The sequence below is a fragment of the Streptomyces aurantiacus JA 4570 genome, from assembly GCF_000414115.1.
In the GTDB taxonomy this organism is placed as follows: domain Bacteria; phylum Actinomycetota; class Actinomycetes; order Streptomycetales; family Streptomycetaceae; genus Streptomyces; species Streptomyces aurantiacus_A.
Genome location: NZ_AOPZ01000157.1, coordinates 1 through 25139, shown reverse-complemented (window position 1 = coordinate 25139; position 25139 = coordinate 1). Strand labels below are relative to the sequence as shown.

The 25139-nt window shown below is 72.5% G+C and carries 21 protein-coding genes and 1 pseudogene; 10 read left to right on the top strand and 12 right to left on the bottom strand.

Going from position 1 to position 25139, the window contains the following annotated elements:
• Positions 1-475: alpha/beta fold hydrolase (locus STRAU_RS17105; RefSeq protein ID WP_158692085.1), on the bottom strand; the 475-nt coding region annotated here is incomplete at its 3' end.
• Complete coding sequence (locus tag STRAU_RS17100) at positions 475-1224, bottom strand: DUF998 domain-containing protein (RefSeq protein WP_078621278.1); 750 nt, start codon at positions 1222-1224, stop codon at positions 475-477. The genes STRAU_RS17100 and STRAU_RS17105, both read right to left, overlap by 1 nt.
• Positions 1225-1397: 173 nt before the next feature.
• Here STRAU_RS17100 and STRAU_RS17095 point away from each other — a divergent pair, with 173 nt between their 5' ends.
• The 3 genes from STRAU_RS17095 (at position 1398) to STRAU_RS17085 (ending at position 5881) form a co-directional block, all read left to right on the top strand.
• A complete protein-coding gene (locus STRAU_RS17095) occupies positions 1398-1949 on the top strand; it encodes a hypothetical protein (protein WP_016641599.1) in 552 nt (183 codons plus the stop codon).
• 153 nt (positions 1950-2102) lie between these two features.
• Complete coding sequence (locus STRAU_RS17090) at positions 2103-3797, top strand: multicopper oxidase family protein (RefSeq protein ID WP_078621276.1); 1695 nt, start codon at positions 2103-2105, stop codon at positions 3795-3797.
• A gap of 332 nt (positions 3798-4129) precedes the next feature.
• Positions 4130-5881: an NAD+ synthase gene (locus STRAU_RS17085; protein WP_016641596.1), complete on the top strand. Its 1752-nt coding sequence runs from the start codon at positions 4130-4132 to the stop codon at positions 5879-5881.
• A gap of 98 nt (positions 5882-5979) precedes the next feature.
• Here STRAU_RS17085 and STRAU_RS17080 read toward each other — a convergent pair whose 3' ends face one another.
• From STRAU_RS17080 to STRAU_RS17065, 4 genes are all read right to left on the bottom strand, one after another.
• Positions 5980-7197, bottom strand: a complete 1218-nt coding sequence (locus STRAU_RS17080; protein ID WP_016641595.1) for an MFS transporter — start codon at positions 7195-7197, stop codon at positions 5980-5982.
• A 158-nt stretch (positions 7198-7355) separates the two neighbouring features.
• On the bottom strand, positions 7356-8378 hold the full coding sequence (locus STRAU_RS17075) for an endonuclease/exonuclease/phosphatase family protein (RefSeq protein WP_016641594.1): 1023 nt from the start codon (positions 8376-8378) through the stop codon (positions 7356-7358).
• A 319-nt stretch (positions 8379-8697) separates the two neighbouring features.
• Entirely contained in the window at positions 8698-9321 is a 624-nt protein-coding gene (locus tag STRAU_RS17070) for a TetR/AcrR family transcriptional regulator (protein ID WP_052029125.1), read from the bottom strand.
• A 308-nt stretch (positions 9322-9629) separates the two neighbouring features.
• Positions 9630-11234: an MFS transporter gene (locus STRAU_RS17065; RefSeq protein ID WP_037660015.1), complete on the bottom strand. Its 1605-nt coding sequence runs from the start codon at positions 11232-11234 to the stop codon at positions 9630-9632.
• A 263-nt stretch (positions 11235-11497) separates the two neighbouring features.
• On the opposite strand from STRAU_RS17065, the gene panB reads away from it, so the two are divergent.
• From panB to STRAU_RS17050, 3 genes are all read left to right on the top strand, one after another.
• Positions 11498-12379, top strand: a complete 882-nt coding sequence (gene panB, locus STRAU_RS17060) for a 3-methyl-2-oxobutanoate hydroxymethyltransferase (RefSeq protein WP_016641590.1) — start codon at positions 11498-11500, stop codon at positions 12377-12379.
• Between the two features lie 270 nt (positions 12380-12649).
• Positions 12650-13684: an ATP-binding cassette domain-containing protein gene (locus STRAU_RS17055; RefSeq protein ID WP_259299929.1), complete on the top strand. Its 1035-nt coding sequence runs from the start codon at positions 12650-12652 to the stop codon at positions 13682-13684.
• Positions 13681-14538, top strand: a complete 858-nt coding sequence (locus STRAU_RS17050) for an ABC transporter permease (protein WP_016641588.1) — start codon at positions 13681-13683, stop codon at positions 14536-14538. The genes STRAU_RS17055 and STRAU_RS17050 overlap by 4 nt, the downstream gene beginning before the upstream one ends.
• 7 nt (positions 14539-14545) lie before the next feature.
• Here the strand turns inward: STRAU_RS17050 and STRAU_RS17045 are convergent.
• Positions 14546-18156 (bottom strand): annotated as a pseudogene (locus STRAU_RS17045) (AfsR/SARP family transcriptional regulator).
• Positions 18157-18363: 207 nt separating this feature from the next.
• Here STRAU_RS17045 and STRAU_RS17035 point away from each other — a divergent pair.
• Positions 18364-19161, top strand: a complete 798-nt coding sequence (locus STRAU_RS17035; RefSeq protein ID WP_016641585.1) for a site-2 protease family protein — start codon at positions 18364-18366, stop codon at positions 19159-19161.
• Here the strand turns inward: STRAU_RS17035 and STRAU_RS17030 are convergent.
• From STRAU_RS17030 to STRAU_RS17020, 3 genes are all read right to left on the bottom strand, one after another.
• Entirely contained in the window at positions 19151-19345 is a 195-nt protein-coding gene (locus tag STRAU_RS17030) for a hypothetical protein (protein WP_016641584.1), read from the bottom strand. The two genes, STRAU_RS17035 and STRAU_RS17030, sit on opposite strands and share 11 nt — an antisense overlap.
• A gap of 90 nt (positions 19346-19435) precedes the next feature.
• Positions 19436-20149, bottom strand: coding sequence for an NADPH-dependent F420 reductase (gene npdG / locus STRAU_RS17025; protein WP_037660004.1), 714 nt, complete (start codon positions 20147-20149; stop codon positions 19436-19438).
• A 46-nt stretch (positions 20150-20195) separates the two neighbouring features.
• Positions 20196-21281: a sialidase family protein gene (locus STRAU_RS17020; protein WP_016641582.1), complete on the bottom strand. Its 1086-nt coding sequence runs from the start codon at positions 21279-21281 to the stop codon at positions 20196-20198.
• Positions 21282-21360: 79 nt separating this feature from the next.
• On the opposite strand from STRAU_RS17020, the gene STRAU_RS17015 reads away from it, so the two are divergent.
• On the top strand, positions 21361-21963 hold the full coding sequence (locus STRAU_RS17015) for a hypothetical protein (RefSeq protein WP_016641581.1): 603 nt from the start codon (positions 21361-21363) through the stop codon (positions 21961-21963).
• A gap of 172 nt (positions 21964-22135) precedes the next feature.
• Here STRAU_RS17015 and STRAU_RS17010 read toward each other — a convergent pair whose 3' ends face one another.
• Positions 22136-22363, bottom strand: a complete 228-nt coding sequence (locus STRAU_RS17010; protein WP_016641580.1) for a hypothetical protein — start codon at positions 22361-22363, stop codon at positions 22136-22138.
• Between the two features lie 58 nt (positions 22364-22421).
• On the opposite strand from STRAU_RS17010, the gene map reads away from it, so the two are divergent.
• Positions 22422-23279: a type I methionyl aminopeptidase gene (map, locus tag STRAU_RS17005; RefSeq protein WP_037660001.1), complete on the top strand. Its 858-nt coding sequence runs from the start codon at positions 22422-22424 to the stop codon at positions 23277-23279.
• Between the two features lie 210 nt (positions 23280-23489).
• On the top strand, positions 23490-24167 hold the full coding sequence (locus STRAU_RS17000; protein WP_016641578.1) for a biliverdin-producing heme oxygenase: 678 nt from the start codon (positions 23490-23492) through the stop codon (positions 24165-24167).
• A gap of 83 nt (positions 24168-24250) precedes the next feature.
• Here the strand turns inward: STRAU_RS17000 and STRAU_RS16995 are convergent, their stop codons facing one another.
• On the bottom strand, positions 24251-24967 hold the full coding sequence (locus STRAU_RS16995) for a PhzF family phenazine biosynthesis protein (protein WP_037659999.1): 717 nt from the start codon (positions 24965-24967) through the stop codon (positions 24251-24253).
• Positions 24968-25139: the final 172 nt, after the last annotated feature.

Genomic DNA, 25139 nt, shown 5'->3' with positions numbered 1-25139 from the left:
CGGCGCCCAGCACCGCCCCACCGGCCCGCGCGGCCCGCACCCGCACCCCGCGCCCCGGCACCACCCGCGCCGCCTCCTCGACGCTGGAGTCGACAAGGACGAGCCCGGCCGTCCGCCGGGGAAACAACCGTGCGAACGCCTCCGCGTGGAACCCGGCCAGCGAGTGCCCCACCACGGTGACGGCCTCCCCGCCGAGCCCCACCGCGTCGAGCACGAGACGGATCCGCTCCGCCTCTCCCACCAGCGTGGGCGCGCCCCGCGCGGGCGCGCTGAGCCCGAGCCCGGGCCGGTCGAAGCGGACGACGGTGCGGGACCGGGCGAGCAGCGCGACCACCGGATCCCACTCGCACCAGGCGAGCCCCAGCCCCGCACTGAGCACGCACACGGGCCCGCCCCCCGCCACGTCCACGTGATGCGCCACCCCGCCGACCCGCACGAAGGAGGCCGCCGCCGACGCCCCCGGCGAAACCCCCATCAGCCCGGCGCCTCCCGCGGCGACCGCACCACCCACACCGCCGCCACCGCCAACCACACCGCGATGGTGAGCAGCTGCGCCCGCTGCGCGACCCCGAGCCCCCACGTCCCCTGCCCGGCGTCGAACGCGGCGACGGCGGCCAGCGTCCACACCGTGGCGGCCAGTTCGACACAGACGAGCGCGAGCAGGACGCCACCGGCCCGGGCGGCAGGCCACGCCCGGCTCTTGCGTACCACCACGGTCAGCAACACCATCCCCACCAGCGCCCCCGCCACCGCCACGCTGCTGCTGACCGCGTGGGCCGCGTGCGCCGCCGGCACCAGACCCGCCCGCTCCCGTGCCGCGCACGCCGCGTCCGCGGTGGGCGCGCAGCTCAGCGGCAGCCGCGAGTCGGCCGCGGTCGCCGCGCCGAAGAGGGCGATGCCGGCCCAGCCGAGGACGGTCAGGAGCGAGAGGGCACGCGACCGCGCCCTCGGCCGCAGCCACACCAGGGCGACCACCGCCCCCGCGCACACCAGCACCCCCGCGGCGAAGTCCAGCGCCCGGAAGAACGTCCCGTACGGCTGGTCCTCGGCGGCGAGTTCACTCACGTATGTGCGCAGCGGCGAGAGCCCGGTCGGCAGCAGGACCTCGAGGGCCCAGGTGCTGTAGGCGAGAGCCCCGAGCGTCAGGAGAACGGCGACGGCCGTGCGGGCGGCGGCGCCGGTAGGGGGTCTACGCGTACCGGCCGCTGGAGGCTCTGCTGACATACGCGGACAAAGGCTAGTCTGCGGCGTTCGTGCTCTGGCGGTCAGGGTGGCCCCCCTCCGGTCTGCGGCAGGAGAGGAAGGCGGCGAGCATCCCTTTTGTCATGGGCTCATGATCGGCGGAGAGGGCGGGGCCCGCATGTCGCCCGATACCCAGGAGGGGTAGGCTCCGCCCCGTGACCACGACGAGGAAGAGGATGCCGGGGGCGGGGCGTTTCCTGCTGCTGGCCGCGCTTCTCCTCGGCATCGTGACGATGCATACGCTGGGTCATCCGCGGGAGCACGGACCGAGCGCCGAACGGGCGACGACGGGGCAGACGCACGCAGCGGAGGACATTGCCCACGCGCGCGTGGGGGCCGACGGCGGGCACGCACGCGTGACGACGGACGGCAAGCACGCGCACGTGGCGACCGGCGACAAGCACGCGCGCGTGGCGACCGACGGCGGCCACGCCGAGCAGCGGGCGAACCACAAGCCCGCGCACGGAACCGGCGAGCACACCACCACCCCGCCCTCCCCGCACGACCCGGGCATGGACCCTCTCTCCCTCTGCCTGGCGGTCCTGGGCGCGGCCCTCACCCTCGCCCTGCTGTACGCGGCGGTCCACCAAGGACCTTGGGGCACCCCCGTCCACGTACACAGGCTCGCCCGCGTCCTCGACACCCTGCGGCCGAACCCTCCCCCGCCCCGGACCCTCCTCGCCCACCTGTCCGTGCTGCGCGTATAGGCCGCCGCTCCGGCTGCTTCCACCACCCGCACGCGAACCCGCGAAGACTCCCGGCCCAAAACCGGAATGGGAACCTCCGGGCGCCGAGCGGTGTACCAGAAGCAGCAGACGCGCCCTTCTGCACGCACCACTCAGACGAGGTGTCCCTCACCCATGCGCACAACCAGCACAACCAACACACCCCAAGCCACCCAAGCCCCCCAAACCCCGCTCCCGCGCACAACACGGCGGAGCCTGCTGGGTGCCGCGATCGCCGCCGCGGGCACAGGACTTGTGACGGCCTGTTCCGGCGACGGCTCCCACGCCGGGCACTCGGGCGGCGGCAAGGGCGGGCCGTCCCCGGCACCGGAGGGCTATGTGACGCCCACCGGCCGGGAGGTGGCCGCCGCGGAGCGCGAGCGCCGCGGGGGCGGCGCCGTCCGCGAAGTACGGCTCACGGCAGGCCCGGCGACGCTCGATCTGGGCGGCCCCCGGGTGAAGACGTGGGCGTACGGAGAGGAGCTGCCGGGCAAGGAGATCCGCGTCACGGCGGGCGACACCCTCGCCCTCACCCTCGCCAACCACCTCCCCCAAGCCACGACCCTGCACTGGCACGGCCTGGCCCTGCGCAACGACATGGACGGCGTCCCCGCGCTCACCCAGCGCGACATCGGACCCGGCGCCGACTTCACGTACCGCTTCAAGGTCCCGCACCCCGGGACGTACTGGTTCCACCCCCACTCGGGCACTCAGCAGGACCGCGGCCTGTACGCCCCGTTGATCGTCGAAGACCCCAAGGAGCCGATGGCGTACGACAAGGAGTGGGTGGTGGTCCTGGACGACTGGGTCGACGGGGTGGACGGCTCGACTCCCGACGCCGTACTGAAGGAGCTCCGGGCAGGCATGGAAGGCGGCATGGACCACGGCGGAACCGCAGGCCACAACATGTCCCACGCCGCCCACAAAAACCAGCCCACCAAGCCCAGCCCTACTACCCCCACCACAGCCACCACAGCCACCACCCCCTCCCCACCCTCCCGCATGATGATGGGGGCGAGGAGCGACATCCTCGGCCCGGACGCGGGGGACGTGGCGTACCCGCACTACTTGATCAACGGCCGCACGCCCCAGTCCCCCACGACCTTCCGCGCCCGCCCCGGGGACCGCGTCCGCCTCCGCCTGATCAACGCGGGCGGTGACACGGCCTTCCGCGTGGCCCTGGGGGACCACGAGCTGACGGTGACGCACACGGACGGCTTCCCGGTACGGCACCAGAAGACGGACGCGCTCCTGATCGGCATGGGCGAGCGGTACGACGTCCTGGTCACCGCCAAGGACGGCGTGTTCCCGCTGACGGCGATGGCGGAGGGAAAGAAGGCAACGGCCCTGGCGGTCTTCCGTACGGCTCCCGGGGCGCCCCCGTCCCCCTCCGCACGCCCCAAGGAACTGAAGGGCCGCGTCCTGCTGGCCGACAAGCTCACGGCAGACGACTCCGTGGCCCTGCGGCCCCGCACTCCCGACCGCACCATCAAGATCCGCCTGACCGGCGGGATGCGGAAGTACGACTGGGCCTTCGACGGCAAGCCCTACACGGCCGACCAGCGGCACCCGGTCCGCGCGGGTGAGCGCGTCCGCCTGGAGTTCACCAACGGCACGACGATGTGGCACCCCCTGCACCTCCACGGCCACACGTTCGCCCTGGCGGGCGCGCGGGGCCGCCCCCGCAAGGACACGGCGGCGATCCTGCCGAACGGCACCCTGACGGCGGACTTCGACGCGGACAACCCCGGCCTGTGGATGATCCACTGCCACAACGTCTACCACGCGGAGGCAGGCATGATGACGGTCCTCGGCTACCGCACCCGGTAGCCCCCGGGTGCCGGTACGGTCTCCCACGTACCGGCACCCGCCCCACCCCCCACATACCGGCACCGTCGGCCTGGGCCCGCGCGCAGCTCGGGTGCGCACGCCGTCCGTACCGAAAACGCATCCGGCGCCCCAGGCGCGAGCACGGACATACCGCCGCGGCCCCGCCCCACAACCGAACAACAGGCGAGGCAACAACCCCCACCAAGGGGAAGCCGAAGAACCAACCGGGGCGCACGCCCCACCCCCCGCTGGCACCCCGGCGCACGGACCGCAGACCGCCCCACCCCAGCCCACCCGGCCATCGCGTCGCTCTGACGATTACACTGGGCGGCGTGCCTCAACTACGCCTCGCCCTGAATCAGATCGACTCGACCGTCGGCGATCTCGCCCAGAACGCCGAGGCGATCATCCGCTGGACCCGGCACTCCGCCGACCAGGGAGCACACCTGGTCGCGTTCCCGGAGATGGCGCTGACCGGCTACCCCGTGGAGGACCTCGCCCTGCGCGAGTCCTTCGTGGAGGCATCCCGCCGGGCGCTGCGCGACCTCGCGGCCCGCCTCAGCGACGAGGGCTTCGGCGAACTCCCCGTGGTGGTGGGCTACCTGGACCGCACGGAAGAGGCGAAGCCGCGCTACGGCCAGCCCGCCGGCGCCCCCCGCAACGCGGGCGCCGTGCTGCACCGCGGCGAGGTGGCACTGACGTACTCCAAGCATCACCTGCCCAACTACGGCGTCTTCGACGAGTTCCGCTACTTCGTGCCGGGCGAGACGCTCCCGGTGGTCCGCGTGCACGGCGTCGACGTGGCGCTCGCGATCTGCGAGGACCTCTGGCAGGACGGCGGCCGCGTCCCGGCGACCCGCACGGCCGGCGCGGGCCTGCTGCTTTCGATCAACGCGTCGCCGTACGAGCAGAACAAGGACGACCAGCGCCTGGAGCTGGTGCGCAAGCGCGCGCAGGAGGCGGGCTGCACGACGGCGTACCTGGCGATGATGGGCGGCCAGGACGAGCTGGTCTTCGACGGGGACTCGATCGTCGTGGACAAGGACGGCGAGGTGGTCGCGCGGGCACCGCAGTTCGCGGAGGGCTGCGTGGTCCTGGACCTGGACCTGCCCGCGGCGGGCCCGGTGCCGCAGGGCATCGTGGACGACGGCCTGCGCATCGAGCACGTCACGCTGTCCGAGGACCCGCTGCCGGCGTACGAGGCGGAGTTCGGCGGCGGCTACGCGGACCGCCTGGACGACGCCGAGGAGGTGTACTCGGCGCTGGTCGTGGGCCTGCGCGCGTACGCCGCGAAGAACGGCTTCCGCTCGGTCCTGATCGGCCTCTCCGGAGGCATCGACTCCGCGCTGGTGGCGGCGATCGCGTGCGACGCGGTGGGGGCGGAGAACGTGTACGGCGTCGCGATGCCGTCGCGGTACTCGTCCGAGCACTCGGTGGGCGACGCGGAGGAGCTGGCGCGGCGTACGGGGCTGAACTTCCGCAACGTACCGATCGCGCCGATGTTCGACGCGTACATGGACTCACTCGCCCTGACCGGCCTGGCCGAGGAGAACCTGCAGTCGCGGCTGCGCGGGACGATGCTGATGGCGATCTCCAACGAGGAGGGGCACATCGTGCTCGCGCCGGGCAACAAGTCCGAGCTGGCGGTGGGGTATTCGACGCTGTACGGCGACTCGGTCGGAGCGTACGGGCCCATCAAGGACGTGTACAAAACCGCGATCTTCCGCCTCGCGCGCTGGCGCAACGAAGCGGCGGCGGAGCGCGGCGAGACGCCGCCGATCCCGGAGAACTCCATCAGCAAGCCGCCGAGCGCGGAGCTGCGGCCGGACCAGGTGGACACGGACTCGCTGCCCGACTATCCCGTGCTCGACGGGATCCTGGAGCTGTACGTGGACCGGGATCAGGGCGCTGACGCGATCGTCGCCGCCGGGTACGACTCCGAGCTCGTCACGAAGACGCTTCGCATGGTGGACACCGCGGAGTACAAGCGGCGGCAGTACCCGCCGGGCACCAAGATCTCCGCGAAGGGCTTCGGCAAGGACCGCCGCCTCCCCATCACCAACCGCTGGCGCGAAACAGTCTGACCGGGGGCCTGCCGGGGGCTCCGCCCCCAGACCCCCGCTCCTCAAACGCCGGAAGACCCCCGCTCCTCAAACGCCGGAGGGGCTAAAACTTGCCGCGATCAACGGTGCCCAACGCCCACCGCAGGCTCGCGGCCCTCGGCCACCACCCGACCCGAGCCGCCGAGAGGCTCCCTGCCGCGGTCGACCGCGTACGCCACCGCGGCCACGCCGACGCCGAGGACGGCGAGGGCCGCCCCGGCCACCGCGGGCGAGGTCACGCCGAAGTGCAGGGCGAGGGCCAGCCCGCCGATCCAGGCGCCGCCCGCGTTGGCGAGGTTGAACGCGGCCTGGTTGGCGGAGGAGGCGAGCGAGGGCGCGGCGGCGGCCTTCTCCATGACCATGAGCTGCAGGGGCGACCCCGTCGTGAACGCGGCCATGCCGAGCAGCGTCACCCCCACCGCCGCGCTCCACTCCGCCCGCATGAGGAGCGGGAAGAGGGCGAGCACGACGGCCAGGGAGCCGAGCCCGCCGAAGAGCGTGCCTCGCAGGGAGTGGTCGGCGAGCCGCCCGCCGAGGAGGTTGCCGGCGGTGGCGCCCACGCCGAAGAGGGCGAGCAGCAGCGTCACGCTGGACTCGGCGAACCCGGCGGAATCCGTGAGCATCGGCGTGATGTAGCTGTAGGCGGCGAAGAGGGCGCCGAAGCCCGCGACGGTCGTACCGAGGGCGAGCCAGACGGGGAGGGAGCCGAGCGCCCGGAGTTCGCCGCGCAGTCCGGCGTTCTCGGTGTGGCCGTGGTCGGCGGGGACGAGCAGGGCGAGCGCCGCGATCGCGGCGAGCCCGATGGCGCTGACCGCGAGGAACGTCGCACGCCAGCCGAGCTGCTGCCCCATGAGCGTGGCGACGGGCACGCCCACGACGTTGGCGACGGTGAGCCCGAGGAACATCAGGGACACCGACCGCGCCTTGCGCTCGGGCCCGACGAGCCCGGTGGCGACGACCGCGCCGACGCCGAAGAACGCGCCGTGCGGGAGGCCGCTCACGAAGCGCGCCACCATCAGCCAGTGGTAGTCGGGCGCGGCGGCGGACACCGCGTTGCCGACGACGAACAGCACCATGAGTCCGATGAGGACGCGGCGCCGGGGCAGCTTCGCGGTGACGGCGGCGAGCAGCGGGGCGCCGATGACGACGCCGAGGGCGTACGCGGAGACGAGGTGTCCGGCGGTGGGGATGGATATGTGCAGGTCGTCCGCGACGTTGGGCAGCAGGCCCATCATCACGAACTCGGTGGTGCCGATGCCGAAGGCGCCCACGGCGAGGGCGAGCAGGGCCAGGGGCATGGAGACGTACCTTCCGAAGGGCGGGGCGGAGCAAGGCGGCGCGAGCGCCCGTCGGGGCACCCGCGAACCCGTAAGTTCACGTACGGAACAAAGACTCCCGGCCCGAGTATTCCGCGGGGATGCCGCGGGGATGCCGCGAGGTTAAGGACGGGTGACCGTCAGAGATCCATGCTCGCGGCCACCGGCAGGTGGTCGCTGCCCGTCTCCGGCAGCGTCCAGGAGGACACCGGCTCGACGCCCTTGACCATGATCTGGTCGATGCGGGCCATCGGGAACGAGGCGGGCCAGCTGAAGCCGAAGCCGTCGCCCGCCGCGCCCTGCGTGGACCGCATCTGCGAGGTGACGGCGTTCAGCGCGCGGTCGTTCATGGTGCCGTTCAGGTCGCCGAGCAGGACGACCTTGCCGAGCGTCTCGCCGGAGATGGCCTCGCCGAGCGCGTCGGCGCTGTCGTCGCGCTGCCCGGCGGTGAAGCCGGCGTCGAGCTTGACCCGCACCGACGGCAGGTGCGCGACGTACACGGCGACCTGCCCCTTGGGCGTGTCGACGGTGGTGCGCATCGCGCGCGTCCAGCCGAGCTTGATGTCGACGGGCTTGGTGCCGGTGAGCGGGTACTTGCTCCAGACGCCGACGGTGCCCTGCACCGAGTGGTACTTGTACGTGTCGGCGAGCGCCTTCTCGTACGTCGGCACGGCCGAGGACGTGAGCTCCTCCAGGGCGACGACGTCCGCGCCGGACGCGGCGACGTCGCGGGCGGTGCCGGACGGGTCGGGGTTGTCGGCGTTGACGTTGTGCGTGGCGACGGTCAGGTCGCCGCCGCCGCCCGACTTGTCGGTGATGAGGCCGCCGAAGGCGTTCAGCCAGACGATCACCGGAAGGAGCAGGGCGATCAGGGCGGTCGCGGACTTGCGGACCACGGCGATGACGAGCAGGACCGGGACGAACACACCGAGCCAGGGCAGAAACGTCTCGGTGAGGCTGCCGAGGTTGCCCACGCCGTTGGGGATCTGGGCGTGCAGCAGCATCACGAGACCGATGAGGACCGCGATCCCCGCCGTGATCAGCCCGCGCCGCCAGATGCCGGGGTCGCCCCGCCATCCGTCGACCAGGCGTCGCAGTCGCGAACCCTGGCGCTCGGGCCCCGAGCCGCCGCTGTCCGTCTCCGCCTTGTACGCCTGCGCCATAACTCTCGTCGCCTCACTGACTGCCGTGCACACCGTCTACCCGCCCCTGCACCCTAGGCGATGATCGGGTGTCGTCCCCGCCGTCCTGGGACGGCCGTACGGGCACGAGGACGAGCGGGGGCGGTCGCGAGGTTCCGGATGTGTGGGGGCGGCGGTACGTCTGTGACGAAACGCGCACATCACCCGCGGGTTGCGGGTGGTGAACGCCACGCGCGCCGGGGAATGTTCGACTCCGGCGGGCGGACACATGTTCGCCCCTGAGGCGGGGCATTTTCACTCCTGGGCCGGACCGCCTTCACTCCAGGGCAGGCCCTCCCCGTCACTCCTGCGGCCGCAGTCCTTGGAGGACGGTGTCGACGATGCGTTCCGCGAGATCCTCGTCCAGCGGGGCGTCCGGGCGCAGCACGGTGCGCACCAGCATGGGGCCGACGAAGAGTTCGTTGGCGAGGACGATGTCGACGTCCTCGCGGAGTTCGCCGTTCGCCGCGCCGCGGCGCAGGACGTCGTAGGCGATGCGGCGCTGCGGTTCGACGACGGTCGCGTGGTACGCCTCCCACAGTTTCGGCAGACTCTTCATCTGCGCGAAGACGTTGTGCAGGATCACGGACGAGCGCATGTTGAGGCCGCGGCGGCGGATGTGTTCGACGATGACGACGAGGTCGTCGCGCATGGAGGTGCCGGGGAGTTCGGCGGGGGGCTCCTCCAGGCTGCGCAGGACGTCGACGAAGATCTCGTCCTTGCCGCTCCAGCGGCGGTAGATGGTGGCCTTGCCGACGCCGGCGGTGCGGGCGATGCGTTCGATGGAGAGTTCCGCGAGGGGGACTCCGTCCTCGACCAGTTTGATGACGCCCTCGATGATGGCGCGTTCCACCGCTTCGCTGCGGGGTCGTCCCCTGGCGCCCGCGCCCGTGCCCGTGCCTTTGCCGGTCCGGCCCTGCTCCACGATCTCGACTCCTCTGCGGTTTTGCGTACCCCCGCATTCTCCCTGGTCCCCTGGCCGGGGGCGGGGTGACCGCTTGCCGTGACGGTGCCCGTCGGCCGGGGGCGGCGTGGCCGCTGCCGTGACGGTGCCGTCGGCCTGGGGCTGTGCCCACCCGTGCCCCGTGCCGCCCTGCGGCACGACTGCCCACAGCGGGCGCCGCTCCCGCTGTGGGCAGCTGGGCCGCCAGGGGCGGCTCCCGACCCTTAAAGGCAGCCCCGGCCGACGGCCACTGCCACGTCAGCGGCCACCCCGCACCCGTGCGGCACCCATCAGTGCTCGGCGCCCACCCGGTCCGGCTCCGGGGACGAGGCGTCCGTCGGCGCCGGGGCCTTCGGCTGCTTGCCGGGCAGATACAGGGAAACAATGAGCACGCCCACAAGGGCGACCCCCGCTCCGCACAACGCAGTGACATGCATGGCGTGCAGGAACGAGTCGTTGGCGGAGGAGACGAGTGCCTCGCCCCGCGGCCCGAGCCGCCCCGCCGCCCCGAGCGTCGCCTCGATGGACTCCCCCGCGGTGTGCCGCGCCCCCGCGGGCAGCACCTTGAGCTCGTCCTCGACGCCCCCGCGATAGGCGGTGGACAGGACGGACCCGAGCACGGCGATCCCCAGCGCCCCGCCGACCTGCCGGAAGGTGTTGCTGAGCGCCGACGCGGAGCCGGCCTTCTCGCGCGGCAGGGCCTGCATGATGACGACGCTGGTGGGCGTCATGATGTGCGCCATGCCCGCGCCCATCAGGAAGAAGATGACCTCCAGGATCCAGATCGGCGTGTCCGCGTCGAGGATCGTGAACGAGGCAAGCGTCAGGGCGCACAGCGCGAGCCCGCCCGCGCACGTGGCCCGGACTCCGAACCGCTCGACGACGAGCCGGGCCCGGGGCGCGAAGATCAGCTGTGCGGCCGCGAGCGGCAGCATGAGCAGCCCGGTCTGGAGCGGCGTGTACCCGCGCACGCTCTGCGTATAGAAGACCGCGAAGAACGTGACGCCCATCAGCGCGAAGAAGACGAGCGCGATCGCGGTGATCGCGGCGGAGAAGACGCGGTTCTTGAAGTACGAGATGTCGATGGACGGGTGGTCGCAGCGCTTCTCGTACCAGACGAAGCCGACGAGCACGGCGACGCCCGCGAGGATCGTCGCGAGGGCGGCGGGGTCGGTGAAGTCGGCGAGCTGGCCGCCCTTGATGATGCCGTAGACGAGCAGCACCAGGCCGATGACGGACAGCACGACGCCGATCAGGTCTATGCGGCCGGGTTTCGGGTCCCTGGAGTCCGGGACGAGGGCGATCATCAGGCCGACCGCGACGATCACGATCGGTACGTTGATGAGGAAGACCGAGCCCCACCAGAAGTGGTCGAGCAGCACACCGCCGGTGATGGGCCCGATCGCGACGGCGAGGCCGACGCCGGCGGCCCAGATGCCGATGGCCTTGGGCTGCTCCTCGCGCTCGAAGACGTTCATGAGGATGGCGAGGGTGGCGGGCATCACGAAGGCGGCACCGAGCCCCATCACCCCGCGGAACGCGATGAGTTCGGCGGGCGAGCCGGACTGGGCGGCGAGCGCGGAGCCGATGCCGAAGACGGCGAGCCCGGCGAGCAGGATCTTCTTGCGGCCGATGCGGTCACCGAGCAGGCCCGCGGTGAAGAGCAGGCCGGCGAAGACGAGTGTGTAGGAGTTGATGGCCCACTCGAGCTCGCTCTGGGTGGCTCCGAGGCCGGTGGGTTCGGGGGTCGAGATGGTCTTGATGGCGACGTTCAGGATCGAGTTGTCCAGGACGACGATGAGCAGGCTCAGCATCAGGACGCCGAGGATCGCCCAGCGGCGCCGGTGGACGGCCTCCGGTATGCGGGGCGCTTCGGGGACGGCGGGTGTGGTCATGCCGTTCACCCTAGACGCATTTCGATACGAGACCGTCTCGTATTGGAAAGGCTTTACCCCGGTTTTCCCCGTCCATCACGCGGAACGTGGGCGTCCGCCTCCCGGAATCCATCCGTCCGGGGCCCCGGAAACCTCCCGTCCACCCCGGGGTCGGAATTGGCCGAAAAAACACCCTCTAGCCTCCGGGCGGCACGCGATGCCACCATGGAGGTGATCCGGGGACGCCGTCAGGGCGCCTCGAGACGACAGAAGGAGCCGTTGCGATGACGCAGCTTTCGGCTGCCCAGAGCCCCGCCCCCACGGAGCGGAAGACCGACAGCAGCAAGACGCTGTACGGCGGCAAGGGCACACGCCGCATCACGGTCCGCGACATCACCGCCGCCAAGGAGCGCGGCGAGAAGTGGCCCATGCTCACCGCGTACGACGCGATGACCGCGTCCGTCTTCGACGAGGCCGGGATCCCGGTCATGCTCGTGGGCGACTCGGCGGGCAACTGCCACCTGGGGTACGACACCACCGTGCCCGTCACCCTCGACGAGATGGCCATCCTGTCCGCGGCCGTCGTGCGCGGCACGAGCCGCGCCCTGATCGTCGCCGACCTGCCCTTCGGTTCGTACCAGGAGGGCCCGGTCCAGGCGCTCAGGTCCGCGACGCGCCTGGTCAAGGAGGCCGGCGTGGGCGCGGTCAAGCTGGAGGGCGGCGAGCGCTCACTGGCCCAGACCGAGCTGCTCGTGCAGTCCGGCATCCCCGTCATGTCCCATCTGGGCCTGACCCCGCAGTCGGTGAACACCATGGGCTACCGCGTCCAGGGCCGCGGCGAGGAGGCGGCCCACCAACTGCTGCGGGACGCCAAGTCGGCCGAGGCCGCGGGCGCCTTCGCGGTGGTGCTCGAACTGGTACCGGCCGAGCTGGCCGCCGAGGTCACCAGGTCGCTGCACATCCCGACCGTCGGCATCGGCGCGGGCTCCGAGTGCGACGCCCAGGTCCTGGTGTGGACCGACATGCTCGGCCTGACCGGCGGCAAGATGCCGCGCTTCGTGAAGCAGTACGCGGACCTGCGCGGCGTCATGGGCGACGCCGCGAAGGCGTTCGCGGAGGACGTGGTGGGCGGCGCGTTCCCGGCCGCGGAGCACGCCGTCCACTAGCCGTCGGCACCGCACGTCCGGACAGCAGTCGGCACATCACTTTCAAGCCACTGCGGCACCGAGCGGCAGCCCGCCGACCGTCCCCCGTCGGCGGGCTGCCGTCTTGATCGAGAGCGCCCTTATCCACCGCTTCGCGGCCTTTTCCCGCCCGGCGGCCCCTGTTTCCCGCCCTTGGCCGCCCCCTCCCCGCCTCTCGCTGTCGGCGGGGTGTCGCACGCCTGTAGGAAATCTGTCGGTGGATTGTCGGTGGCAGCTGCTCTGATGTACGGCATGACAGAAATCGACAACAAGCCCCAACGGGGAGCGGACGGTACCGCGAACGCCGTTTCGGTACGGGGGCTGGTCAAGCACTACGGCGAGACCAAGGCGCTGGACGGCGTCGACGTGGACGTCCGCGAGGGCACGGTCCTCGGCGTCCTCGGCCCCAACGGCGCCGGCAAGACCACACTCGTACGCTGCCTCTCCACCCTCATCACCCCAGACTCCGGCACCGCCTTCGTCGCCGGGTACGACGTGCTGCGCCAGCCGCGCCAGCTGCGCCGCGTCATAGGTCTCACCGGTCAGTACGCCTCGGTGGACGAGAAGCTGACCGGCTGGGACAACCTCTACATGATCGGGCGTCTGCTCGACCTGCCCCGCAAGGAGGCCCGCTCCCGCGCGGACGGTCTCCTGGAGCGCTTCTCGCTCACGGAGGCCGCCAGACGCCCCGCGAAGACGTACTCCGGAGGCATGCGCCGCCGCCTCGACCTGGCGGCGTCGATGATCGGCAGCCCGGCCGTGCTGTTCCTGGACGAGCCGACCACCGGCCTCGACCCGCGCACCCGCAACGAGGTCTGGGACGAGGTCAAGCGCATGGTCGGCGACGGCGTCACCGTGCTGCTGACCACGCAGTACATGGAAGAGGCCGAGCAGCTCGCCAGCGAGCTCACGGTCGTCGACCGCGGCAAGGTCATCGCCAACGGCCGCATCGAGGAGCTGAAGGCCAAGGTCGGCGGCCGCACCCTGCGCATCCGCCCGGCCGACCCGGCGCAGCTGCGCCCCACGGCCACCGCGCTGGACGACGCGGGCCTCACGGGCCTCGCCACCACCACCGTGGACACCGAGACCGGCACGGTCCTGGTGCCGATCCTCAGCGACGAGCAGCTCACGGCGGTCGTGGGCACGCTCACCTCGCGCGGCATCACGCTCTCCGACATCGCCACCGAACTGCCCAGCCTGGACGAGGTGTTCCTGTCCCTCACGGGTCACAAGACCAGCGAGACGCAGGACGCCGTCAGCACCGAATTCAAGGAGGTCGCCGCATGAGCGCCGGCACGGTCACGGCGCCACCCGCGCCGCCCGCCAAGCACCACCCCGTCGACAAGTCCGCGGCGGACACCCGCATAGGGCTGCGCGCCCACGTCCGGCACACCGGCGCGCTGGTCAGACGCAATCTGCTCTGGATCAAGCAGGACATGGAGTCGATGTTCGACGCCGTCCTGATGCCGATCGTCTTCACCCTCCTGTTCGTGTACGTCTTCGGCGGCTCCGTGGGCCAGGCCCTCGGCGGCGGCCGCGAGGAGTACGTGCAGTACGTGATCCCCGGCCTGATGGCCATGATGGGGATGAACATGGCCATGGGCGTGGGCACCGGCTTCAACCAGGACTTCCAGACCGGTGTGATGGACCGCTTCCGGTCGCTGCCCATCGGCCGCTCGTCGGTGATGGTCGCCAAGATCGTGGTCGAGCTCCTGCGGATGCTGGTCGCCACGGCGATCCTGCTGGTCGTCGCCCTGATCATCGGCTTCTCGGTCGAGAGCATCCCGGGTCTGATCGCGTCCATCGGCCTCGCCATGGCCTTCGGCGTGGGCCTGATGTGGATCTTCCTCACCATGGGTGTCGTCATGAAGAGCGCCCAGGCCATCCAGGGCATGGGCTTCCTGGTCCTGATGCCGCTGCAGTTCGGCTCGTCCATCTTCGCGCCGACGGCGTCCATGCCCGGCTGGCTCCAGGCGTTCACGGACTACAACCCGCTGTCGTCGCTCGCCGACGCCGCCCGCGGCCTGATGAACGGCGGCATGCCGGTCGCGCACGACGTGTGGGTGACGCTGATCTGGTCGGTGGTCCTGACCGGCCTGATGGCGCCGATAGCGATCCACAAGTTCCGTACGAAGACGTGAGGTCGCGTCACCACCCCGCCGCGGCGACGGCCTCCTGCCAGGTGAGGCCGTCGCCCGCGGCGTAGGCGGCGGCGTAGTCCGCGTCGCCGAGCGCCGCGCGGGCCGCCCGTTCCGCGGCGGCGCGGATCTCCCGCTCCTGGGCCACCGGGACATGACCCGGCGGCAGGTGGCCGTCGGCCACGGCGAGCAGTCGCGCCGCGTGCGCCGCGCGGCCTGCGTCGTACGAGGCCAGGGCGCGGGCCATGGTCCCCAGGTGGACGGCGAGCAGCTGCGGCGCGACCATCTGCGACAGCGGCTCGGCGGCCTTCTCCACCGCCTCGCGGGCGTGACCGAGCGCCTGCTCGTGGTGGCCGTCGAGGGTGTCCAGCCATGCCTGTGAGCCGACCACGAACCCCTCGAAGACGGCGAAGCCGAAGACCTTGAACTCCTGGCGCAGCAGCGCCAGTTGCTCGCGGGCCTCATGGGTGCGGCCGGTGCGGCCGAGCAGACTGACGAGGAAGAGCCGGGCCGCGGGCAGCGCCCCGTTCAGACGGCTGCCGTTGTCCTCGACCACCCGCCACAGCAGCGCCTCGCCGCGCTCGGCATCGCCCGCCTCGACGAGCACCGCGCCGAGCCGGGCCGTCAGCAGGGACACCTGCGCCTTCGCGCCGAGTTCCATGGCGTACGGAATGGCGGCCTGGAAGTCGTCGGCCGCGCGCCGGTACTCACCGCGCCGCTCGTACGCCTCGCCGCGCGAGGACAGCGCCTCGGCCGTGCCCCAGGCGTCGCCGAGCCGCGTGCAGATCTCCAGGGCCTCGTCCGCGTCACGGGTGGCGTCGCCCGCCCAGTCGGTGCGGTTGGCGAGGATGTTGGCGCGCTGCTGCAGGGCGCCCGCCAGCTCCCAGGTGAGGCCCAGCTCGCGGCAGGTGGCGACGGTCTCGTCGATGAGGTGACGCAGTTGCGCGACCTCTCCCGTCATCAGGACGGCGAAGAACCAGAAGCTGCCCGGGCTCCAGCAGGTCTGCGGCAGACCCGGACGGTAGGTGTCCCTGATCGCGCCCAGCTTCCGCCCGGCCTCCGGGGTCTGCCAGGCGGCCGGGTCCATGTCCATGCAGGACAGCTGGATGAGGTGCACGCCGCGCCGCGCCTCCTGGAGGAGTTCGCCCGACAGCGGGGGCGGGGTGTCCGTGCAGCGCGCGTACAGCGGGGCGGCCGGTGCGACGGGCGGGGCGAACGGGTCGGGGCCGAGTGCCATCACGTCCCGGGACCAGTTCCGCGCCTCCACGCGCACGTCACGGATCATCCAGAACCACGCCAGGGACAGCACCAGGCACAGCCCCTCCTGCTCGTCGCGGGCGGCGACGGCGCGGCGCAGCGCGGTGCGCAGGTTCTCGTACTCCGCCTCGAAGGCCGCGATGGCCGCGCGCTGCCCGTGACCGCGCAGCTCCGGGTCGGTGACGCGGGCGAACTCCCGGAAGTGCGTGAGGTGCGCCCGCTCGGCCGCGTCCCGCTCCCCCGCCTCGTCGAGCCGCTCCGCGGCGTACTCGGACACGGTCTCCAGGAGTCGGTAGCGCATCACGTCGCCGTGCGCGGCGGGCGCGGCGACGACGAGCGACTTGTCGACGAGGGAGCCGAGGAGGTCGGGGACGTCTCGGGGGTCGACGAACACGGCTTCTGGCGGGGCGCCTTCGGGGCGGGGGGCGGCCCCGTCCTCCATGGCGTCGCTCCGGCCCGCGTCGGCGGGCCCTCCTGCGGCCCGCCCGCCGCAGACGGCTTCCGCGGCCGCGAGGTCGCAGCCGCCGGCGAACACCGACAGGCGGCGCAGGACGGCGCGTTCGGCGGTGTCGAGGAGGTCCCAGGACCAGTCCACGACGGCCCGCAGGGTCTGCTGGCGCGGAAGCACGGTACGGGCGCCGCTGGTCAGCAGCCGGAAGCGGTCGTCGAGCCGGTCGGCGATCTGGCGCGGGGTGAGCATCCGCAGCCGGGCCGCGGCCAGTTCGATGGCGAGCGGCAGGCCGTCCAGGCGCTGACAGATCTCGGCCGCGGCGCGCGGGTCGTCGTCCGTACGGAAGCCGGGGCGCGCGGCGGCGCCGCGGTCGGCGAGGAGACGCAGCGCGAAAGGTTCCGGCAGGGGCTCGACGGGGCGCACCAACTCGCCCGGTACGCCGAGGGGTTCGCGGCTGGTGGCGAGCACGGTGAGCCCCGGGCACTGGGCCAGCAGGTGTTCCGCGAGGCGGGCGGCGGCGTCGATGACGTGCTCGCAGTTGTCGAGGACGAGCAGCATGCGGCGCGGGCCGCAGTGCTCGGTGAGCCGGACCATCGGGTCGTCGGCCTTCCGCTCCGCGGCGGCCCGCAGCTCTTCGGCGCCCGCGCCGCGCAGCACGGTCTCGCGGGCGCCGAGCGCGGTGAGGACGGCCTCCGGCACGTCGTCCGGGTCGTCCACGGGCGCGAGTTCGGCGAGCCACACGCCGTCGGGCACGGCGTCGGCCACCGCCTCCCCGGCCTCCTGCGACAGCCGCGTCTTACCGGCCCCGCCGGGCCCGGTCAACGTCACCAGGCGCGCGCGGCGCAGATCGCCCCGGATCGCGTCGATGTCCGCGCTGCGCCCGACGAAGGAGGTGAGCCGGGCGCGGAGGTTGCCGGGGGCGGGGCGCATGGCGGAGGTGGCGGCGGGGTCGACCGAGGTACGTCCCACCCCTGACGCGGAAGCCGACGGGTCTGCCCCTGGGGCGGCATCCGCCGCGCCTGGCACGTCCGTCCCCGAGGCGGCGCCCGCCCCACCCGGCGCGCCCGTACCGGCTGACGCGCCTCCCGCCTTCGACGCCGTGCCCGCGTCCGCGTGGGCAGGCGAATGGGCGGTGGCCGGGTGCGCATGGCCCGGGTCAACGGCGCCGGCGGGCGCGGCCGCCTCCCCGCCTCCGGCCGGCTCAGCAACTCGGCGTGCAGGGTCCGCAGTTCGACCCCCGGGTCGGCGCCCAGGTGTTCCGCGAGGGTGCGGCGTACGCCGTCGTACGCGGCCAGCGCCTCCGCCGCGCGGCCGACGTCCCGCAGGGCGCGCAGCCGCAGCGCCTGGAGGGGCTCGTCCAGCGGGTGGCCGTCGCACAGGGCGGTGAGCTCGGGGAGCACGGCTTCGGCCTGCCCCAGGGCCAGGGCGGCCGTGCACCGCGCGCGCAGGGCGTCGAGGCGGCGGGCGGACCAGCGGGCGGCCTCCGCGGTGTGGTCCGGCAGGTCGGCGAAGGCTTCGCCGTGCCAGAGGGCGAGGGCGTCGTCGAGGAGACCGGCGGCCTTCGCCGGGTCGCCGTCCGCGAGCGCCCGCGTCCCCTCGCCGACCAGGCGCTCGAAGCGGTGGGCGTCCACGTCGTCGGGGGCGGCGCGCAGGTGGTAGCCGCCGTCGGCGGAGACGACGGCGTCGGCGCCGAGCGCCCGGCGCAGCCGCCCGACCAGGGCCTGCAGCGCCGCCGTGGCGTCGGCCGGGGGCGCGTCGTCCCACACCCGGTCGACGAGGACGGCGGCCGGAACCGTGTGGCCCGGCCGCAGCGCGAGCGCCGCGAGCAGTGCGCGCAGGCGGGCGCCGCCGACGGAAACGGTGGTTCCGTCGGGGCGCGAGGCCCGGGTGACGCCTAGAACGCGATAACGCACGCCCCCATTGTCGTCGCTCCCCGGAACCCCGGGCACCGGGCCCGCCCCTTCCCGTAACCAGGGGCTCCGCCCCCTGGACCCCCTTATCGCCGCTTCGCGGCTCTGGGGGCAGAGCCCCCAGTTACGGGAAGGGGCGGGGTTGGGGCACAGGTAGCCTCCACAGGCAGCGGCCGCCGCCCCGAGGCCGAGCCCGGACGAAGGAGCACCATGACCACCGCCCCCACCCGGAGCGACCGCCGGGTCAGCCCCGTCTTCCTCGGGATCGCCGCGGTCACCGCGGCCTCGGGCTGGGCGGCCTGGACCGGATTCGCGGACAACCCGGGCTTCGCCGTCTTCCTCTTCGTCACGGCGGCCTGGATCGTCTCGCTGTGCCTGCACGAGTACGCGCACGCCCGCACCGCCCTGCACAGCGGCGACATCTCCATCGGGGCGAAGGGCTATCTGACCCTCAACCCGCTCAAGTACACGCACGCGCTGCTCAGCATCGTGCTGCCGGTGCTGTTCGTGATCATGGGGGGCATCGGCCTGCCCGGCGGCGCGGTGTTCATCGAGCGCGGCCGGATCCAGGGCCGGTGGCGGCACAGCCTGATCTCGGCGGCGGGGCCGCTGACGAACGTACTCTTCGCGGTCGTCTGCACCGCGCCCTTCTGGCTGGACGCCCTCGACGGCGTCCCGGACACCTTCCGCTACGCGCTCGCGTTCCTCGCGCTGCTCCAGGTGACGGCCGCGATCCTGAACTTCCTGCCCATCCCGGGCCTGGACGGCTACGGCGTGATCGAGCCCTGGCTGTCGCACGAGATCCGCCGCCAGGTGGAGCCGTTCGCGCCGTTCGGCCTGCTCGCCGTCTTCGGCATCCTGTGGATCCCGGAGGTCAACCACGCGTTCTTCGACGCGGTGGACGCGATCCTGCGCGGCCTCGGCGTCAGCGACTGGGACACCTACTGGGGCCAGCGCCTCTACCGCTTCTGGCAGGGCACCCCGGACATCCCCGCGCTCAACGGCTAGCGGAGGCCGCGTCCCGCTCCCGCAGGACCTTCGCCCGGCGCACGTAGTACCACGTCATGTTGGACGAGAGCCCCGCGAGCAGCACCCACACGATGCCGAGCCACATGCCCTGGGCGAAGGAGACCACGGCGGCGGCGACCGACAGAACGCAGACGACGAGGGCGTAGAGGGCGAGGCGGGGCATGGGGCGCGGCTCCTGAATGCGGCAATCCTGACGGACGTACCGCACCAGTGTCCCCCATGCCCCGCGAGCCGGGGCACACCCCTCCTAGAGCTAGACGTCCGTGACGCGCAGTCCCGCGTGCGCCTTGTACCGCCGGTTCACCGAGATCAGGTTGGCGACCAGGGACTCCACCTGGTGGGCGTTGCGCAGGCGCCCGGCGAAGACGCCCCGCATGCCGGGGATGCGTGCGGCGAGGGCCTGGACGGTGTCCGTGTCGGCGCGGCTCTCGCCGAGCACCATCACGTCGGTGTCGATCTCCTCGATGGCCTCGTCCTGGAGCAGCACCGCCGACAGGTGGTGGAAGGCGGCGGTCACCCGCGATTCGGGAAGCAGCGCGGCGGCCTGCTCGGCGGCGCTGCCCTCCTCGGGCTTCAGGGCGTACGCGCCCTTCTTGTCGAAGCCGAGCGGGTTGACGCAGTCGACGACGAGCTTGCCCGCGAGTTCCTCGCGCAGCCCTTCGAGGGTCTTGGCGTGCCCGTCCCACGGCACGGCGACGATCACGATGTCGCTGCGCCGCGCGCACTCGGCGTTGTCCGCACCCTCAATGCCCTCGACGCTGCGGCCCAGCTCGGCAGCGGCGGACGCGGCGCGCTCCGCCGCGCGCGAGCCGATGATCACCTTCTGGCCCGCGCGGGCAAGGCGGTAGGCGAGCCCGCGGCCCTGGTCACCGGTGCCGCCGAGCACGCCCACGACGAGGCCGGACACGTCGGGCAGGTCCCAGGGGTCCTTGGCGGGCGCCTTCTGCACACTTTCCGTGGAAGTCATGGTCAGACCTTACGTCCGAGCCCACGGCGCGCCGGCCCGGCCGCGCTCAGTCCAGCCAGTCCAGCGGGACGCGCCGGAACGTGATCGTCTCGTACGCGCTGAAGTCCCCGGTCTCGTAGAGGAGTCCGACGGTGCCGTCGTCGAGGCGCGCGAGATCGGAGTACGCGGCGGGCAGCCCGTCGACCGTGTGGACGGGGTGCCACGTCGTGCCGCCGTCGTGGCTCTTGCGGATGCTCATCTGCGCGCGGAAGCCGGGGTCGGCGGGCCCGGAGTACAGCAGCAGGTCCGGGTCGCGCAGTTGCAGCACGCTGGCCTCGACGACGGGGCCGGTGAGGCAGGACTGGGGCCGGAAGGGCTTGGCGAGGGACTGGCCGCCGTCGTGGGAGTGGGCGTCGGCGCGGGTGCCGGGGGCCGGCGAGTCGTTGCGGGTGTTGAAGTAGACGCGGCCGTCCGGGAGTTCGGCGGCGGTGGTCTCGTTGACGTTGATGTAGCCGTTGGTGTTGTCGTCGACGTACCCGATGCGCCAGGTCTGGCCCTGGTTGTCGCTCAGCAGGCAGTGCCCGCCGTTGTACTTCCCCTCGGTGCCGACGTCCGAGCCGCTGGGCGGCAGGGAGTGGTTGGCGGGTACGACGATCCGGCCGCCGCTCAGCTGGATGGCGTGGCCGGGCGTGGTCGCGTACCACCGCCAGTGGGACTTCTTCGTCGTCCGGGTGATCTCGCGGGGCGACGACCAGGTGAGGCCGTCGTCGTCGCTGTACTGCAGCCAGACGCGGCGGCCGTTCGCGGCGGACACCTCGCCGCGCCGGATGGCGTTCTCGGTGGCCGAGGCGGCGTTGCGCACCTGCACGAGCAGGATCCGGCCGGAGTCGAGGACGACGGGGGCGGGGTTCCCCGCGAGGTCGGTGCCGTTGCCGCCGACGACCTTCAGCGGGCCCCAGGTGCGGCCGCCGTCGGTGGACCGCTTGAGCACGACGTCGATGTTCCCGAAGTCCTCCTGCGAGCCGACGCGGCCCTCGCAGAAGGCGAGGACCGTACCGGCGTGGGTGACGACGACGGCCGGGATCCGGAAGCTCGCGTACCCCTCGCGCCCCGCGCGGAAGGGAACAGACGTCTCAACTGTCTCCGTAGGCATCCGTGCCCCTTCCCCACCATGAGGGAATTCGCGGTGAACTCCCGCTGACGAATCTCTCGTTGAGGCAGTATGCGCCCCCATGGACGCCGTAAGGGTCGCGCTGCTGCGCGAAGTTCTCGCCGGGACCGAGTGGCCGGGCGCCACCCGCCGCTTCGCGGGGGCGCTGCGCTCCAGTGTGCTGCCGCACGGCGGCGGGCTGCTGCTCGTGGGCACGCGGGAGTACGAGCCGTGGCATCTGGCCGCGCACCTGGTGGACGAGGCCGCGTGGTCCGGCACGCCGGAGCTGACGCCCACCCTCGTGCGGCACCGGCCGCGCCCGGACGCGCCCGCGCAGCTCTCCGTCGGCCTCGGCCGGATCGAGGCGGCGCGGCGCGGCGAGACGCTGCTCGTGGTGGCGCCCACCGCGCCCGAGGCGGGGCTGCTGTCGCGCGTGCACGACGCGCGGCGGGCGGGCGCGACGGTCTTCGCCCTCGGCGAGCGCGACGGCGACGTCGGTGCCCTCGCCCACGAGGCGCTGGTGCTCCCCGACGACGCCGGGCTCGACCTGGACACGGTCCAGCACCTGGTGAGCGCGGCGGCGGGCGAGAACAGCCTGCCGGCTCCGCGCGGCCGACTGCGCGTACGGGACCGCCTCTCCCGCCTGGCGGACCACCTGACGGCCCCACCGCCGACGCGCTGGTGACCCCCGAAACGGCCACGTCGGCCGGGGGCTGTGGCCACCCGCACCCGCCGGCGGCGGACAACCCCCACAGGAGACGCCCACCCCACGGCCGACTGGAAACGGGCCGGGCGGGTGGGAGAGATCCGCCGCGAAGCGGCGGGACAGGAACACCCCCCCCACCGCCCCGCAGAAGTCAATCGTCGTCGCCACGCGCAGCGGAGTCATGCCACCGAGGATCGTTCTCCCACTGGAGATTCCGCTCCGCGGCAATCGACATCGCGTGGGCCGCCTCCTCCCGGGAGGCATAAGGACCGAAGCGGTCCTTGCCGGGGCAGTCCGGGCCCTCCTCGACCTTCTTGTGCTCCAGGCAGTAGTACCACTCACCCGGCTTGCCGACGGTCCGCTTCTTGAACAGGGCCATGTCCGGCTCCTCTCTCTCCCGTAATGCTGCCTCACCGGCGCTCGTTAGACTCGCTGACATGTCTGGCCAGTCACTGCTCGTACCAGGGGAGCTCTCTCCCGCCCGCCCCGTGCCCGGAAACATCAGGCGCCCGGAGTACGTCGGCAAGCCCATGCCGACGCCGTACACCGGACCGGAGGTGCAGACCCCGGAGACCGTCGAGCTGATGCGGACCGCGGGCCGCATCGCCGCGCGCGCGATGGCGGAGGCCGCGAAGGCCATCGCGCCGGGGGTGACCACCGACGAGCTCGACCGCATCGCGCACGACTACATGTGCGACCACGGCGCGTACCCCTCGACGCTCGGCTACCGCGGCTTCCCGAAGTCGCTGTGCAGCTCGGTCAACGAGGTCATCTGCCACGGCATCCCCGACTCCACCGTCCTGAAGGACGGCGACATCATCAACCTCGACGTCACGGCGTACATCGGCGGCGTGCACGGCGACAACAACGCGACGTACCTCGTCGGTGACGTGGACGACGAGTCGAGGCTGCTCGTCGAGCGGACCCGGGAATCGCTCGACCGGGCCATCAAGGCGGTCAAGCCCGGCCGCCAGATCAACATCATCGGCCGCGTCATCGAGTCGTACGCCAAGCGCTTCGGCTACGGGGTGGTCCGGGACTTCACCGGCCACGGCATCAACACGTCCTTCCACTCCGGCCTGATCGTCCCGCACTACGACAGCCCGCACGCGACGACGGTCATCCAGCCGGGCATGACCTTCACGATCGAGCCGATGCTGACGCTCGGTACGCATGAGTACGACATGTGGGACGACGGGTGGACCGTCGTGACGAAGGACCGGCGGCGGACGGCGCAGTTCGAGCACACGCTCGTGGTGACGGACTCCGGCGCGGAGATCCTCACGCTGCCGTGAGCCGTGCCCCCGGCGGGGGCAGCGCGGCGCACGGGAAAGGCCGGGTCCGGACGGGCCCGGCCTTTTTGATCGCTTACGCATCCCTCATCGGATGCGGGGTAACGTTTTTACCGACAGGATGTCGGGAACCATTGACTTAGGTAAGCCTAACCTTGGATGATCGGTCCTGGCCACCTTGGTTCCCGCCCTTCTTCGGCTTCGGAGGTCCTCATGGACTCGGCGCTCACCCAGCCCCCCTCGTTCTCGACGCTCATCCGCACCGCGTCGCACGCGCAGCACACCGAGGCGGAGTCGTCCACGTTCATGGGTGACCTGCTCGGCGGCCGCCTCGGCGTGGACGCGTTCGCGAGGTACACGGAACAGCTCTGGTTCGTGTACCGCGCGCTGGAGGACGGCGCCCAGGCACTGCGCGACGACCCGGTTGCGGGGCCGTTCCTGCGGCCCGAGCTGCTGCGGGTCGCCGAGCTGGAGCGGGACCTGGCGCATCTGCGGGGCGAAGGGTGGCGTGCCGGACTCACGGCCCTGCCGGCCACGGCTGCGTACGCGGCGCGGGTCGAGGAGTGCGCGCGGACCTGGCCCGGCGGGTATGTGGCCCATCACTACACGCGCTATCTCGGGGACCTGTCGGGCGGGCAGATCATCCGCGGCAAGGCCGAGAAGACATGGGGCTTCGACCGCAAGGGAGACGGCGTCCGGTTCTACGTCTTCGAGGGGATCCCCAACCCCGCCGCGTTCAAGCGGAGCTATCGGGAGCTGCTCGACGGCCTCGACGTGGTCGTCCCGGACGAGCTGGAGAAGCAGCGCATCGTGGACGAGTGCAAGCGGGCTTTCAGCCTGAACACAGCGCTTTTCCGGGAGCTCGGGGCCGAGTTTCCGCTGTCCGCGTGAGCCGCCGCCCCGCCTGTGGCCCCCGTCCGGGGGTGGCGTAGGAGCATCGCGCTTCGCGCTCGTCCTCAATCTCCCCCAAGCTCTTAAGGAGCAGGGAGGGGCCCCCTCGACGGGCTCAATCCTTGCCCCACACAAAGGCTCGGCGGGTGGGGGAACGTCACCCTGCCGGCCAGTTCGATCAGGTCGTGCGGGCCCGGGGCCGTGAGGAGCTGGGAGCCGCGGCCCTGGGTGATGTTCAGGGCCCGCCCCAGCTCACGGGTGAGCGCCAGCGCCGCCGCCCCCGTCGCCTCGTCCTCGACGATCCCGTCCCCGCGCCCGGGGAACCCCCGCGCCCGCACCCGCCCCGCGGCCTCGTCCTCCCACGCCCATGCGTAGATCCACTCCCCCGCGGGCGGCACCGCCAGCGCCTCCACCTCCGCCGCCGACGCGTACCGCCGCAGCGTCCGCCCCGACGCCCACGCGCCCCGCGCCACGATCCAGCTGAACTCCCCGTCCTGCCGGGCCTCGACCACCCCGGCCTCGGTGATCAGCTCGGGCACGTCGAGCAGCCACGCCGTGCCGACGCACGGGTGCCCCGCGAACGGCAGCCGGGTCGTGGGCGTGTAGATGTCGACGGCCCCGCGCTCGGGGTCGTCGACGAACACCGTCTCGCTGAAGCCGAGTTTCGCGGCGAGCGCCTGCCGGTCCGCCCGCGCGGCCACCCGCGAGCCGTCCCGCACCACCCCGAGCTCGTTGCCGTACCGCCCGTCCGGCGCGCAGAAGACCCGCAGGACGTCGATGCCGTGGTGCACGTCGGCCATGCCGGGTCCGTACTCTTCTTCGTTCACCCGGGCATTCAAGCATCGTTGCGGCATCGCTCGCCCGGCGCGGCCCTAGCGCCGGACAGGTGGGCGCCCGGCACTCCAAGTGCCGGACGCCCACCTCCCGTTCAGGTCGCCGTCAGCGCCTCACGCGTGCCCGCCCCGCGGCTCC